14 protein-coding genes are annotated in these 13,844 nt (G+C 47.0%); 5 read left to right on the top strand and 9 right to left on the bottom strand.

The genetic code is table 11. From position 1 onward, the window contains the following. Positions 1–9 precede the first annotated feature (9 nt). From FW767_RS03375 to rsmG, 7 genes are all read right to left on the bottom strand, one after another. Positions 10–2,454: an endonuclease MutS2 gene (locus tag FW767_RS03375; protein WP_121698291.1), complete on the bottom strand. Its 2,445-nt coding sequence runs from the start codon at positions 2,452–2,454 to the stop codon at positions 10–12. Between the two features lie 44 nt (positions 2,455–2,498). Beyond that, positions 2,499–3,272, bottom strand: a complete 774-nt coding sequence (locus tag FW767_RS03370) for a prephenate dehydrogenase/arogenate dehydrogenase family protein (RefSeq protein ID WP_121698292.1) — start codon at positions 3,270–3,272, stop codon at positions 2,499–2,501. Between the two features lie 14 nt (positions 3,273–3,286). Next, entirely contained in the window at positions 3,287–4,366 is a 1,080-nt protein-coding gene (locus tag FW767_RS03365; RefSeq protein ID WP_121698293.1) for a bifunctional 3-deoxy-7-phosphoheptulonate synthase/chorismate mutase type II, read from the bottom strand. Between the two features lie 12 nt (positions 4,367–4,378). Next, positions 4,379–5,560, bottom strand: coding sequence for a pyridoxal phosphate-dependent aminotransferase (locus FW767_RS03360; protein ID WP_121698294.1), 1,182 nt, complete (start codon positions 5,558–5,560; stop codon positions 4,379–4,381). Further along, positions 5,550–6,398 carry a prephenate dehydratase gene (locus tag FW767_RS03355; protein ID WP_148464291.1) on the bottom strand — a complete coding sequence of 283 codons (849 nt, stop codon included), beginning with the start codon at positions 6,396–6,398 and terminating at the stop codon, positions 5,550–5,552. The genes FW767_RS03360 and FW767_RS03355 overlap by 11 nt, the downstream gene beginning before the upstream one ends. Positions 6,399–6,663: 265 nt before the next feature. Beyond that, complete coding sequence (locus tag FW767_RS03350; protein WP_147438699.1) at positions 6,664–7,305, bottom strand: MBL fold metallo-hydrolase; 642 nt, start codon at positions 7,303–7,305, stop codon at positions 6,664–6,666. A 17-nt stretch (positions 7,306–7,322) separates the two neighbouring features. Beyond that, positions 7,323–7,940 (bottom strand): 16S rRNA (guanine(527)-N(7))-methyltransferase RsmG, encoded by a 618-nt coding sequence (gene rsmG / locus FW767_RS03345; RefSeq protein ID WP_121698297.1) that lies wholly within the window; start codon positions 7,938–7,940, stop codon positions 7,323–7,325. 204 nt (positions 7,941–8,144) lie between these two features. Here rsmG and lpxD point away from each other — a divergent pair, with 204 nt between their 5' ends. The 3 genes from lpxD to lpxA are packed head-to-tail and all read left to right on the top strand — an operon-like array spanning position 8,145 to position 11,360. Further along, a complete protein-coding gene (lpxD, locus tag FW767_RS03340; protein ID WP_205523795.1) occupies positions 8,145–9,173 on the top strand; it encodes a UDP-3-O-(3-hydroxymyristoyl)glucosamine N-acyltransferase in 1,029 nt (342 codons plus the stop codon). A gap of 11 nt (positions 9,174–9,184) precedes the next feature. After that, on the top strand, positions 9,185–10,567 hold the full coding sequence (locus FW767_RS03335) for a bifunctional UDP-3-O-[3-hydroxymyristoyl] N-acetylglucosamine deacetylase/3-hydroxyacyl-ACP dehydratase (protein WP_121698299.1): 1,383 nt from the start codon (positions 9,185–9,187) through the stop codon (positions 10,565–10,567). A gap of 16 nt (positions 10,568–10,583) precedes the next feature. Then, positions 10,584–11,360 carry an acyl-ACP--UDP-N-acetylglucosamine O-acyltransferase gene (lpxA, locus tag FW767_RS03330; RefSeq protein ID WP_121698300.1) on the top strand — a complete coding sequence of 259 codons (777 nt, stop codon included), beginning with the start codon at positions 10,584–10,586 and terminating at the stop codon, positions 11,358–11,360. Positions 11,361–11,363: 3 nt separating this feature from the next. Here lpxA and FW767_RS03325 read toward each other — a convergent pair whose 3' ends face one another. Further along, positions 11,364–11,573, bottom strand: coding sequence for a hypothetical protein (locus FW767_RS03325; RefSeq protein ID WP_147438700.1), 210 nt, complete (start codon positions 11,571–11,573; stop codon positions 11,364–11,366). A gap of 4 nt (positions 11,574–11,577) precedes the next feature. Beyond that, positions 11,578–12,021 (bottom strand): DUF695 domain-containing protein, encoded by a 444-nt coding sequence (locus tag FW767_RS03320; protein WP_121698301.1) that lies wholly within the window; start codon positions 12,019–12,021, stop codon positions 11,578–11,580. A gap of 123 nt (positions 12,022–12,144) precedes the next feature. On the opposite strand from FW767_RS03320, the gene FW767_RS03315 reads away from it, so the two are divergent. Together FW767_RS03315 and FW767_RS03310 are read left to right on the top strand one after the other, a co-directional pair. Continuing rightward, positions 12,145–13,326 (top strand): glycoside hydrolase family 10 protein, encoded by a 1,182-nt coding sequence (locus FW767_RS03315; protein ID WP_121698302.1) that lies wholly within the window; start codon positions 12,145–12,147, stop codon positions 13,324–13,326. A gap of 63 nt (positions 13,327–13,389) precedes the next feature. Then, positions 13,390–13,764 carry a DUF3127 domain-containing protein gene (locus tag FW767_RS03310; RefSeq protein ID WP_121698303.1) on the top strand — a complete coding sequence of 125 codons (375 nt, stop codon included), beginning with the start codon at positions 13,390–13,392 and terminating at the stop codon, positions 13,762–13,764. Positions 13,765–13,844 lie beyond the last annotated feature (80 nt).

The following is a 13,844-nucleotide window of genomic DNA, read 5'->3' as shown; positions in this document are numbered from 1 at the left end:
GCTGATAATCTATTTTAATTCGACTACGGTTATGCCTGCGCCGCCAAACTGTACGTGTTCGTCACGATATGACTTGATGCCATCGATAGTGTCAAGATATTGACGCAGATATTGGCGGAGAGCTCCCGTGCCTGTGCCGTGGAGTATCCTTATTGTTCCCGCATTGAAACGTATTGCATCATCTATATAATAGGTGAGTGCTTGCACCGCTTCATCAACTCTCATTCCTCGCAAGTCAATCTCCTGTTTGAAGTCAAGCTGTTTGCGACGTTGGGCGTCCGATACAGCTCCTCCCACCACAGTAGTCGGACCGGCTCCTGATTGTGCCTGTGCTATAGTGGCTTTAAGCCGATCAAGTTTTACGGTGGTCTTTATCATACCGAATGCCACGGTAGCGTTTTTACCGTTTATTTCAAGTATCTTGCCTACAGTGCCTTGGCCGTCAAGTCTGACATTGTCGTTTACATTAAGCGGCCGTGCTGTAGCTATATCGTTTGCCGGCTTGGATTGGCGTTTCTTTTTCGGCGCTTTTTTTAGCAACGGATGGTCACCGATCTCTCCTTGTGCTAACGCATCCTTTTCAGTCTGGAGCCTTTTGCGGGCTTCCTGTGTTTTGGTCTTGTCAGCTTGCGCAAGTTTTATTTCATGTATTGTGCGTTCGATCGAAGCATTGCTGCCTTCAAGGATTTTTCGCGCCTCTTCTTTGGCGTCGTTTAATATTTCTCGACGTTTTTCTCGGAGCTGTTCCGCTTCGTCCTCATAACGGCTAAGTTGATTTTCCAGCTTTTTCTCTTTCTGTCTTATGGCTATGCGCTTGTTTTCCCAGTAGCGTTTGTCACGGGCGATATCAAGAAGGTACTTGTCCATGTTTATGTAGTCGCTTCCCACTATAGCCTCCGCTTCCGATATTATATATTCAGGCAGACCGATTTTACGGGCTATCTCGACTGCAAACGAGCTACCGGGATTTCCTATTGACAGCCTGAACGTGGGCTGCATCAGGTGCCGGTCATAAAGCATTGAGCCGTTTATGAGCCCCTCGGTATCTTCTGCATAATGTTTGAGGTTCTGGAAGTGGGTTGTGATTACTCCCCACATGCCGCGGTCATTGAACTGTTTGAGTATTGCTTGGGCAATGGCTCCTCCTATCTGCGGTTCGGTGCCGCTGCCAAATTCGTCGATGAGTACGAGCGACGTATTTCGGCCGTTGGCCAGAAAGTATTTCATATTGCGCAGATGTGAGCTGTAGGTACTCAGGTCATCCTCTATGGACTGGTCATCGCCTATGTCGACGAAAATATCGTCGAAAACACCCATATGGGAGTTCTCGTATAGCGGCGGCAACATGCCGCATTGTGTCATGTACTGTACGATACCTACTGTTTTAAGGCATACTGACTTTCCTCCGGCGTTCGGTCCGGAGATAATAAGTATGCGTGCATGTCGGTCGAGAGTTATATCAAGTGGTATGATTTCTTTGTTTTGGCGTCTTAGCGAAAGCAATAGCACGGGGTGTACGGCATGATACCACTCCATCTCTACGTCTTGGCCCAGAATCGGGAGATGCGCTCCTATGTCATTGGCGAAAAGCGCTTTGGCGTGAATGAAATCAAGTTCTCCGACTATGTCCATACCGGCCAGTATCGGTTCTATGTGTGGTCTTATATCGTCGGCAAATGCCGTTAGTATCCTGACCGTTTCGCGGCGCTCCTCAAGCTGTAGTTCGCGTATCCTGTTATTGGCCTCGACTATTTCTGCCGGTTCGATGTATACTGTTTTGCCTGATGCCGACTCGTCATGTACGATGCCGTTGATGCGTCGTTTGTTCATCGGAGGTACAGGTATCACCAGACGTCCGTCGCGTACCGACGGAGTTGTGTCGGTGTCTATATAGCCTGCTTGAGCCGCTCGCGCGAGTACTCTTCTCATGATGGTGTTTATGGCCCCTGATGTAGAGTTTATGCGTGAACGTATGTCAGCCAGCTCCGCCGAAGCGCTGTCTTTTACGTTTCCGAAACGGTCGATTATGCGGTCTATAAGTTTTGTTACTTCGGGAAAAGGAGTAAGCATGGATGCCTTTTCATCAAGCACCGGATACTCCGAACCTTCTTCATGCCGTTTGGAATTAAAATAGGCTACAATGTCATTTATTGTGGTAAGTGTGCGTCTGACCGTGAGCAGGTCCGATGCGCCGATAAAGGTGCCCGGTACTTTTATGCTTCCTAATAAAGTATTAATATCGTGTATGCCTTCAAGAGGAAACGCTTCTCCCGAAGTTATGATCGAGAGCATCTCGCCGGTAGCCTCCAGCTTGTTTTTAACAACATCGTAGTCATTGGAAAATGACATGCTTTCGCAAAATTCTTTTCCTATCGAGGATAGACAACGCTCATTGATTGATGAACGAAGTGCTGTAAAACCTATTTTATTTTCGAAGCTGTCAGGATATGTCACAATAAATGTTTTTTGTCATAATACGTCGGTTACTGCAAATGCCGTTATTTCAGATTTTGTCTTACCAAGTCAAGGTAATTCTGCATGGCCTCGTTGTCGTGCTCTTCGACTATTTGTTGCAGCTCGGCAAGCTTTTGCTGTATCTTGGTAAGCTGCCCTGAGGTATGTGGATTAAACAGTATCTCACTGAGTAGGTAATCGTCTTCACTCATAAGTCCGTCGGCTATGGCCTTGTGGCGCTTGAATGTGGTGCCCGGGGCATCCTGATGTTTCATGCAGCCGGCAAAGACAAGAGTGGACGCGAACGGTACTGATAGAGAGTAGGCGATTGTTTCGTCGTGCTTTTTAAAAGTGTATTCCTCGATGTGAAGACCCAGTCCTGAATAGAGATCCTTGAAAAATACTTTGCCCAGATGGTCGCTTTCGGCGATGATTATGGCGTTTTCATTGCTCAGATTGCTCAACGAGGCAAATGTGGGACCGAACATAGGATGGGTCGATACAAAAGGATGGCCGCATGAGGCATAAAACTCCGGCAAGCCGGTTTTTACCGAAGCGATGTCGCTTAAAATACATCTTTCGGACAGATGCGGCATTACCGCTTTGAATGCGTCGAGTGTATACTTTACTGTAGCTGCGTTTATGACCATGTCGGGGGCGAAACTGTCAACTTCCGACAGGTCACTGAAGCGTCGGCACATAAACGTGAACAAAAGTCGCCGTGGTTCGGTGTCGTATATAGCCACATCATGGTTCTGGGAAAGCAGGTCGCAGAAAAACGAGCCCATCTTTCCCGCTCCGATAATAAGAATTTTCATAATGCAGTATATATTTAATGAGTGCGGTCGTTAAATATCTCAATTTGCTGACGTACCGACTCCTCGTGTATTGCAGCCAGCACCGAGCGCATAAAATCGCCGCTCATTCCCATATCTTCCGCAAGTTTGGCGCGTGACTGCATTATCTCGTCATGACGGCCTATCTGCAGTACAGGCATCCTGTGCTCTTTTTTGTATTGGCCAATCTCGCGCGATATTCTCATACGCTTGTTGAGTACTTCAAGAAGCTCGTTGTCGAGTTCATCAATCTGTTGACGGAGCAGGGTGAGGCTTTCGGTTGTTACGGTAGAGTCGCGTAGCACAAGGGTGTTTAGAATAAAGTTGAGTACGTCGGGTGTTACTTGCTGGGCTTTGTCGCTCCATGCGCAGTCCGGGTCGCAATGGCTTTCGATGATGAGTCCGTCAAAGCCCATGTCAAGAGCTTGTTGTGATAGCGGCGCTACTAATTCGCGTTTGCCTCCGATGTGGCTCGGGTCGCAGAGCAATGGCAAGTCGGGAAAACGGCGGCGCAGTTCTATAGGTATGTGCCACTGCGGCAGGTTACGGTACAGGTGCTTGCCATAGGAGCTGAAGCCTCGGTGGATGGCTCCGAGACGATTTATGCCGGCATTGTATAGACGCTGTAGAGCTCCGATCCATAATTCGAGATCAGGATTCACCGGATTTTTTACAAGCACCGGTATGTCTACTCCCGATGCTTTGAGTGCGTCGGCTATTTCCTGCATGGCAAACGGGTTGGCCGATGTGCGGGCTCCAATCCATAAAATGTCTACTCCTGCTTCAAGAGCGGCTTCCACGTGCTGTTTTGTAGCCACTTCTGTCGAGGTAAGCATTCCGGTCTCCTCTTTTACATGTTTGAGCCATTGTAGACCTTCTACGCCGATACCCTCGAAGCCTCCGGGTTTGGTGCGGGGTTTCCATATGCCGGCGCGAAATATTTTCACCCCGTTTTTAGCGAGTTCGCGGGCGGTGGCCATTACCTGTTCTTCTGTTTCGGCGCTGCACGGGCCGGCTATTATGATGGGTTGGAGTTTTTCGGTCTCATCTTTCAGGAGAGGTTTTAATTCGTTCATGTCAGTCTATGATTAATGGTTTTTATTCATTTCGTTAATACGGTCAAGAGCCCGCAGCATATTTTGTTCGTTGGCGCATAACGATATGCGTATATATCGGTCGCCGTTGCTGCCGAATATGAAGCCCGGAGTGATAAATACGTGTGCGTCATACAGCACTTTGTCGGCAAGGGATTCGCTTGAAGGTTCGCTGTCGGGAATACGTCCCCACAGAAACAGTCCTTTCTGAGCCGGGTCGTAGGTGCACTGCAGCGCTGTCATTATTTTTTCAGCTACTTTCCGGCGCCCCGAGTATGTGGCGTTGATACCGTCATACCAATCCTGTCCTGCTTCAAAACCTTTTACCGCCGCAAGCATAAGGGGCTTGAATTGTCCGGAGTCAATATTTGATTTGACCTTAAGTATCCAGTTTATAAATGTAGGATTGGAGGCAAGCATGCCTACGCGCCAACCGGCCATGTTGTGTGACTTGCTCATTGAGTTCATCTCTATGGCTATGTCTTTGGCTCCTTTGGTCTGAAGAAGACTGAGCGGCTTGTCGTTAAGGATGAAGCTATACGGATTGTCGTGTGCTATGACTATATTGTGCTTCTTGCCGAATGCTACTATCTTTTCAAAAAGTTCGAGGGTGGCCGGAGTGCCTGTAGGCATGTGCGGATAGTTGATCCACATGAGTTTTATTTTGTCGAGAGGCAGTTTCTCGAGTGCGTCGAAGTCTGGCAGCCATCCTTTTTCTTCCGTTAGGTCGTAGTTGTATATTGTGGCCTGAGCCAGTCGGCTTACGGAAGAGTAGGTCGGGTATCCGGGATTCGGTACAAGTACTCCGTCGCCCGGGTTCAGGAATGCGAGCGATACATGCAGTATGCCCTCCTTGGAGCCTATGAGCGGCTGCACCTCGGTTGTCGGATCAAGATCTACGCCGTACCATCTTGCATACCAGTCAGCCATGGCTTTGCGTAGCTCGGGTATGCCTACATATGGTTGGTAACTGTGATTGCCGGGTTTCCGGGTCTCTTCGGCAAGGGTGTCGATGACCTCGGAGTGGGGGGGCAGGTCGGGGCCGCCTATTCCGAGCGATATTACGTCGGCGCCTTCGGCGTTCATTTTTGCAACCTCACGCAGTTTGCGGGAAAAGTAATACTCCTGAATTTCCGATACTCTGTCGGCCGGAATTATTTTGATGTCAGATTTCATTTTTACATTCGGTATATTCTCCAAGTATGCGGAGGTCGTTGATTAATGGGCGTACGGCTTCTATGGACTGGCGGTAACGCGCGTAGCTGTCAAAAGTAAGGTCGGCATAAAAACGATATTCCCACTCTCGCCCTACTATGGGCATTGACTGTATTTTTGAGAGATTTATGTCGTAGAAGGAGAAAATTGTAAGCACCTTCGACAATGCTCCCTGAGTGTGTGGAGTGGTAAATACTATCGACGCTTTGTTGATATCGGTTTCTGGAGGGGCCATTTCTGCGGCCATCAGAGGGTCGGTGATAATGAGAAAACGCGTATAGTTGCGCCTGTTGGTTTCTATTTCGCGCTGCAACACATTCAGTCCGTACAGTTCGGCTGCATATTCGCCGCATACTGCTGCATGTCCCATAAGTTTTTTTTCCGCAATCTCTTTCGCGCTGCCGGCCGTGTCAAACGCTTCTATCATTTTTAAATTGGGATGACGGTGTAAAAACTGTTCGCATTGCCTTAGGGCCATCGGATGAGAGTTGACTTCGGTAAGCTCGTCGATAGTTTGTCCCGGAAGAGCCGCAAGAGTGTGTGATATGCGCATCTTGTATTCGCCCACAATCTGCATGTGGCTTTTGCGCAGGAGTTCATGATTTTGCAGCAAAGAGCCCGCTATGGTATTTTCTATAGCCAGAATGCCGAGTAGCGAGGCGTCGTCAGACAATGTCTCGAACATATCGTGAAACGATTCGCAAGGTATCGTGTCGATATCTTCGTCTGCGAAATATTTACGGGCGGCGGCATCATGGTAACAGCCGGCCACACCTTGGATTGTTACGCGCTTTTTCATTGCGTGAGTTTAGTTGGGTTATAAAATTAAAGTCCCGACCTAAATGTTAGGAGCGGGACTTTAAAAATACGTTTTATTATATCGTCGATGTCATGTATACATATCTGCCCGCTTTAATTCCTTGCGAAATAAAAGTAAGAAAAATAATATGCATAAAATCGAGTCATATCTGTTTGGTTCTGTTTTACGCTACAAATGTAGAGCAAATCTTTTAAATATGCAACAAAAAGTCAAAAATAGTGTGTGAAATTAACCGAATTGATTATTATATAAATGGATTGTAACGCTGTTCGTAGCCTATGTCGGTCGGCAGCCCGTGTCCCGGATATACGGTTACATTCTCGGGAAGTCTGAAAACTTTGTTGCGTATGCCGTCTATGAGCAACTGGTGATTGCCTCCTACAAGGTCGGTGCGTCCTATGCTTCCGCGAAATAGTACATCGCCGGTGATAGCCCACTTGGATCTGGGGAAATACAATACGATGCTGCCGGGTGAGTGGCCCGGTACTCCAAGCACTTCCACATTCTCGCCGCATATGTCTATTGTGTCGCCGTGGCTGAGCCGGCGGTCAATTTCTATTACAGCCATGTTGTCGGGAAGACCGAACATGCGGCATTGGGTTGCCGCCCGTTCTCCGAGAAAGGCATCATCTTCGCAGGCCGTAACTTCAAGACCATATTTGTTTTTTACATATAAGTCGCCGAATATATGGTCTACATGCATGTGGGTGTTTATTAAGTGCATGAGTTTGAGCCGGTGAGCCTCTATGAAGTTGTCGAGTTGTAGCTCTTCGTCTTCGTTTATCATGCCCGGGTCGATTACGGCCGCTTCGCGTGTGTCGGGGTTCCATATGAGATAGGTGTTTACCCCAAACATATTGAATGTAAATGTCTTTATTTTCAGCATGATTTCCAGTATTTTAATCACATTTGTACATATACGAGTTTCTTTGTGTCAAAAAACGGTTCATCAAACCAACGATTTATATCTTCTACTATAACGGGGTTCTGGATACTCTTCGTTTCGTCGTTCAGGTCGCCTCCTTTGAGGCATATAAGGCCGTTGGGGTAGCCGTTTCGCTGTACTTTGTCGATATTCGCTTTTATTAGCGGCAGCAGTCCGTCAAGTCTCATTACGGCTCTGCTGACCACAAAATCGTACTTGTCGCGGCACTCGGCTATATCGCCGTGCTGAAATGTGACATTATCGAGCTTTATGCTGTCGGCTATATTTCTGGCCACATTAATTTTCTTGCCTATGCGGTCAATAAGGTGGAAGTGGCATTTTGGAAACATAACAGCAAGCGGTATTCCGGGAAAACCTCCTCCTGTACCCATGTCGAGTATTCGTGTTCCGTCGACAGGATTTATGAATTTGGCTATGGACAGAGAGTGCAGTATGTGGTTTACGTAAAGGTTATCGATATCTTTACGCGATATGACATTTATCTTCTCGTTCCATTCCGGATAAAGAGTGCCGAGCGTTTCGAATTGCTCTTTTTGCCTTTCGCTGAGATTGAAGTATTTCGTTATGGATTGCATATTCCGTACTTTGATATTATAACAAAGATAGTGACTTTTTATCTAAACGGAACAAAAGATAAGCCTGATTCTACAAAATTACCTTAATTCTGGGCTGAATCGCCAATCGGGGGATAAATTTTGGTCTAAATATGCCGCTGTTTTGAAAAATTTTGCGCAACTTTGCACATTAAATAAAACTATTTTAACAATTAAACGATTGCAATGGAGTTTTCCGCAATACAGATAGCAGCCCTTGTAAACGGTACAGTCGAAGGTGACGGCGATGTTAAAGTCAGTACTTTCGCCAAAATCGAAGAGGGCCAACCCGGGGCTATTTCGTTTCTTGCCAACCCGAAATACACTCATTTTATCTATGATACCGCAAGCTCGATAGTACTTGTAGGCAATGAATTTGTCGCTGAACATCCTGTAAAAGCCACCCTCATAAGGGTAGCCGATCCTTATTCCACGGTCGCAAGCCTGCTTGACATGGTAAGCAAAATGTCGGCTCCCAATCCTGTGGGAGTAGAGCAGCCTGCTTACATATCGGATGGAGTTGTTGTGCCGGATGATGTTTATGTAGGAGCATTTGCTTATATCGGCAAAGGTGTCACACTCGGTAAGAACGTGAAAATATATCCGCAGGTTTATGTGGGCGACGGAGTTGAGATAGGTGACAATACCATTCTGTATCCGGGAGTCAAAATATATCACGGATGCAAAATAGGAGCGGGGTGTACGCTGCATGCGGGCGTGGTGATAGGAGCCGACGGTTTTGGGTTTGCTCCGGCAAATGGCTCTTACAACAAGATACCGCAGATAGGTATTGTGATCTTGGAAGATAATGTCGAGATTGGAGCCAATACCACCGTTGACAGGGCTACTATGGGATGTACCCGCATCCGTAAAGGTGTTAAGCTCGACAATCTTATACAGGTGGCTCACAATTGTGAAATAGGCGAAAATACCGTAATGGCCTCACAGGTAGGCGTGGCAGGCTCGACAAAGGTCGGTGCAAACTGTATGGTCGGCGGTCAGGTAGGATTTGCCGGACATATACATGTTGGCGACAATGTGATGATAGGTGCTCAGTCTGGACTTCCCCGTGACGTGGAGTCAGGTTCGCGCATAATGGGATATCCGGCGGTCGAAGCCAAAGATTTTGCCCGTCAGGTTGTGAATGTAAAGAATCTTACAGAGCTTTACCGTCGTGTGGCTGAGCTTGAAAAGAAACTCGATAATCAGAAATAAAGATATAAGATATGAAACAGCGTACTCTAAAAGAACCGTTTAAGGTGCATGGTAAGGGGCTGCATACTGGCCTTGTGATAGATGCAGAGTTTTGTCCGGCTACCGAAAATCACGGTTATAAGTTCAAGCGTATGGATCTCGAAGGTGAGCCTGAAATAGATGCGCTTGCCGAATATGTGACCGCAACAAACCGCGGTACCGTGATTAGTCGTGGCGATCTTAAGGTCAGTACGATCGAGCATGCGCTCGCCGCATTGTATGCCGCCGGTATAGATAACTGTCTCATAAAAGTCAATGCTCCCGAGCTTCCTATACTTGACGGAAGCGCCAAGGAATACTGTGAAAAGATCCTGTCGACAGGAGTCGTTGAGCAGGATGCTGAAAAAGACTACTATGTGGTGAAGCAGAAAATCGAGGTGCGCGACGACACTACCGGTTCGTCAATCGTAGTGCTGCCCGACGATGATTTCAGCATCGATACCATGGTGGCTTTTGACTCACCGGTACTTACCAATCAGTTCGCGTCGCTTGACCGTCTTGATGACTTCTCCCGTGAGATAGGCGCGAGCCGTACATTTGTATTTGTACGTGAGATCGAGCCCCTTGTAAAGGGCAATCTTATAAAGGGCGGTGACCTTGACAATGCTATTGTCATCTATGACAAGCCTATGGAACAGAGCGATCTTGACCGTCTTGCCGACCTTATGAATGTGCCCCACAAGAATGTGTCGGAACTCGGTTATATAAACAATTTCCCCCTATTTGCTGAAAATGAGCCTGCGCGTCATAAACTGCTTGATGTGCTCGGTGATATAGCGCTTATCGGACGTCCTTTGAAGGGTAAAGTCATAGCCACCCGTCCCGGACACTCGATTAATACGACTTTTTCAAAGAAAATACGCAAGGAGATAAAACGTCAGGAGATACAGGCTCCGGTCTACAATCCGTCGGCTGATCCCGTAATGGATGTCAACCGTATACGTGAACTTCTCCCTCATCGTTATCCTTTCCTTTTGGTCGACAAGGTTATAGAAAAGGGTGACAATTACATAGTAGGTGTTAAAAACGTAACTGGCAATGAGCCTTACTTCCTCGGGCACTTCCCGCAGGAACCCGTTATGCCCGGTGTGCTTCAGGTAGAGGCTATGGCGCAGACCGGAGGCTTGCTCGTATTGAGTACTGTCGACGATCCGGAAAAGTATTCGACCTATTTTATGAAGATAGACAACGTGAAGTTCCGCAACAAGGTTGTGCCGGGCGATACGTTGATATTCCATGTATCATTCTCCACTCCATTGCGTCGCGGATGTGCCGTCATGAAAGGCTATGCTTTCGTTGGCGAGAAAATAGTGACCGAGTGCGAGTTCATGGCACAGATAGTAAAAAACAAGTAAATCAAATCCCAAATAAATGAAGCAACCTTTAGCATATGTACATCCGGCTGCCAAAATAGCCTCCAACGTGGTTATTGATCCGTTTGTTACAATTGATCAGAACGTAGAGATTGGCGAAGGCACACGCATCGGAAGTAATGTGACAATTATGGAAGGAGCCCGTATCGGTAAAAATTGTGTCATTTTTCCCGGAGCTGTCATTGGCGCCATTCCTCAGGACCTGAAGTTCCGTGGCGAGGACACTCTTGCCATAATAGGTGACAATACTACAATACGTGAATGTGTGACAATAAACCGCGGTACGGCTGCCCGCGATAAAACAGTAGTGGGCAACAACTGCCTTATCATGGCTTATTGCCATGTGGCTCATGACTGTATAGTAGGCGACAATGTCATAATGTCAAATGCCACTCAGCTCGCCGGTGAGGTAGTTGTGGATAACTTTGCCGTTATCGGAGGCGGTACATTGGTACACCAGTTCTGTCATATCGGCTCTCATGTCATGATACAAGGCGGCGCGCTTGTAAACAAGGATATACCTCCTTATGTCAAGGCCGCCCGTGATCCTATCGCTTATGCCGGCATCAACTCAATAGGTCTTCGTCGCCGTAATTTCAGCAACGAGCAGATACGTGAGATACAGGAGATATACCGTTATCTGTATCTTTCCGGTCTTAACGTTACTGATGCCATAGAGCGAATAGAGGCCGAACTTCCCGCAACTAAAGAGCGTGACGAGATAATACTGTTTGCCCGCAATGCCAAGCGAGGCATTATACGCGGATACGTATAACGACTAAAACCACTTGAAAATTATGGCGCAGATACATATGCCGATGAATCCTGCCGTAGCGTAGATTATCGAGCTTAAAAGTATCTTGCGCCGTAAAGCGGTGGGAGAGAGACGACGGTGTCTGAGCCTGCGGTTGTCGGCATAAGAGTATATCGGGCCGCTGATTGCTCCAAATGCTATAGAGAAAAGCAGCCACATCCAAGGTGCACCCATATGGTCAGTCGTCGCTTGGAGTTATTTCCGATGCTTCGCGCATTTCGTCATACTCGAGCCATTGCGGATCATTTTCAGTGTAAATGCTTATCGGGAGAAGATCAAACGTAGCCAAGGCCAAGTTGATCTTCTTTTCAAATATATGCACCGACGTGCAGTAGAATATCCAGTTGCGCTCGTTGTCGCCTGTATATATGCCGGTAAGTATAGCTACCGGGTCTTTGTCGAATACATCGGTCATTGCATTCTGAACCGCTTCCATCAGTGTGGATGTCGGGTCGTCGGGCATACCGGCGGAATTTCCGGAATATTTCCATGTGATTTCAACGCGAATATTGTATTTACCCGACTCGCGCGCTTTTTCAACACCACGGCGTCCGGTGACCATGACAAGACGTCCTGATTCGCTCTCGGTGGGCGATGTCCACCAGTCGTTTCCAAGTTTCATAATTAATAATTCTGTTAGCCGTACCGAAATTACTTAAAATAGTACAAAGTCTCAATTATTTAATGATGAAATTTAATAAAAGTTTATACCAACATACGGTTTTTATGCAGAGATAACAATAATATGCATCGTATCATCTTTATATTCATGCTTTTATCGGCTTTTGCTCACTGCAATCTGCTTTCACAGGAGGTGAGGGGTGTATGGCTGACTACCAACGCCGGTCTTGACTGGCCCGAAAAAAACACAACGGTTGAGGAACGAAAGAAAGCGCTCGTCAATATGCTTGACCGTCTTGAAAAAGCGCATTTCAACTATGTGCTGTTTCAAGTACAGGCCAACGGCGATGTTGTGTGGGACTCCAAGATACAGCCGGCTATGGAGCAGTTTACAGGCGACGGTGCGCGGCGTCTGGATTATGATGTGTGCGGTTTTGTTATTGACGAGTGTCATAAGCGCGGCATGAAATGTCATGCTTGGGTGGTGCCGTACAGGCTTGGTACTGCTGCGGCCGCTTCAAAATACCGTAAAAACCATGTGGGACATGCCATATACAAACACCCTGATATGTGCGTGAAATATCGAGGGGCATATTATCTTGATCCCGGGCTGCCGTCAGTCAGGAAATATCTGATAAAGTTATATAAAGAGCTGCTTGAAAAGTATGATTTCGACGGCATAAATTTGGATTATACCCGATATCCGGGCAATGACTTTCCCGACAGTGGGTCTTTTAGGCGCCACAATCCTCATAAACTTGATAAAAATGACTGGCGACGCGACAATATAAACCGTTTTGTGACCGAACTCTATAAGACAGTAAAGAAAATCGACAGGGACATTATTGTCGGATCTGCCCCTATAGGTACATATAAGAATGTGAAAGATTATAAAAATACGACGGCCTACGAGTCGTTTCAGCAAGATCCCGGGGCGTGGATAGCTTCACGCCACCATGATGTCATAATACCGCAGATGTATTGGGGCGAGGATTTCGGTTTTTCCGCCCATCTGTCGACTTGGGTCGATGTGGCCGACGGCCAAAGTCTGATAGTGGGTTTGGCGCCATATAAAATGGTAGAGGGCAAATGGACCGCATCCGATGTCATACAACTTATGAAAAAAGCTACGGCGGTAAAAGGTGTGGACGGAGTCTGTTTTTTCAGAGCGGCCCATATACTTGGTGATGACAAGCGAGTGAAGGAGCTGTACAAGTATCTGGTTGATAATCCGCCATGTCCGGAAGCGAAAACGATGCCGCATAATGAAAAGCCTATAGAAAGTGTTGAAAAATTTTTAGAGTAAAATTTGGCTGTCGCTCAACGATTGCCTATCTTTGACAAAATATAACGCAAAATATTAACAAACATGGAAATTGCAGGAAAAATAATATTGGCATTGCCTGAACAGTCCGGTACGTCCAAAGCCGGCAACGAATGGAAAAAGCGCGAATACGTTCTGGAGACTCACGAGTCATATCCCCGTAAAGTGCACTTTGACCTTTTCGGTGCCAAGGCCGATCAATATCCGTTGAGCGTAGGCGATGAGATTGTGCTTAGTTTTGACATAAACAGTCGTGAGTTTAACGGACGTTGGTTTACATCAATCAGCGGATGGAAAGTGGAGAAAGCTGCGACTCCCGTAGTAGCCGGCGCTCCCGCACCTCAGGATTTTCCCGGAGCCGTACCTCCGCCTCCTATGCCTGACTTGGGAAGCGATGCCAGCGACGACCTTCCTTTCTGATAATTGCCAATTAAATTATCGAGTATAAAAAATAACCGAGGACTTTTAAAGTCCTCGGTTATTTTTTATACTAAGGTCTG

Source organism: Heminiphilus faecis (assembly GCF_008728965.1).
Classification (GTDB): Bacteria; Bacteroidota; Bacteroidia; order Bacteroidales; family Muribaculaceae; genus Muribaculum; species Muribaculum faecis.
The sequence above is the reverse complement of the archived record's forward strand: the minus strand, read 5'-3'. Positions and strand labels throughout refer to the sequence as shown.

Bases quoted from the DNA above. Each gene is read 5' to 3' on its own strand.
- FW767_RS03315 (WP_121698302.1), top strand. From the start codon at position 12,145: ATGCATCGTATCATCTTTATATTCATGCTTTTATCGGCTTTTGCTCAC.
- FW767_RS03325 (WP_147438700.1), bottom strand. From the start codon at position 11,573: ATGGGTGCACCTTGGATGTGGCTGCTTTTCTCTATAGCATTTGGAGCA.
- FW767_RS03350 (WP_147438699.1), bottom strand. From the start codon at position 7,305: ATGCTGAAAATAAAGACATTTACATTCAATATGTTTGGGGTAAACACC.
- FW767_RS03310 (WP_121698303.1), top strand. From the start codon at position 13,390: ATGGAAATTGCAGGAAAAATAATATTGGCATTGCCTGAACAGTCCGGT.
- FW767_RS03355 (WP_148464291.1), bottom strand. From the start codon at position 6,398: ATGAAAAAGCGCGTAACAATCCAAGGTGTGGCCGGCTGTTACCATGAT.
- FW767_RS03370 (WP_121698292.1), bottom strand. From the start codon at position 3,272: ATGAAAATTCTTATTATCGGAGCGGGAAAGATGGGCTCGTTTTTCTGC.
- FW767_RS03320 (WP_121698301.1), bottom strand. From the start codon at position 12,021: ATGAAACTTGGAAACGACTGGTGGACATCGCCCACCGAGAGCGAATCA.
- lpxA (WP_121698300.1), top strand. From the start codon at position 10,584: ATGAAGCAACCTTTAGCATATGTACATCCGGCTGCCAAAATAGCCTCC.
- rsmG (WP_121698297.1), bottom strand. From the start codon at position 7,940: ATGCAATCCATAACGAAATACTTCAATCTCAGCGAAAGGCAAAAAGAG.
- FW767_RS03360 (WP_121698294.1), bottom strand. From the start codon at position 5,560: ATGAAATCTGACATCAAAATAATTCCGGCCGACAGAGTATCGGAAATT.
- FW767_RS03365 (WP_121698293.1), bottom strand. From the start codon at position 4,366: ATGAACGAATTAAAACCTCTCCTGAAAGATGAGACCGAAAAACTCCAA.
- lpxD (WP_205523795.1), top strand. From the start codon at position 8,145: ATGGAGTTTTCCGCAATACAGATAGCAGCCCTTGTAAACGGTACAGTC.
- FW767_RS03335 (WP_121698299.1), top strand. From the start codon at position 9,185: ATGAAACAGCGTACTCTAAAAGAACCGTTTAAGGTGCATGGTAAGGGG.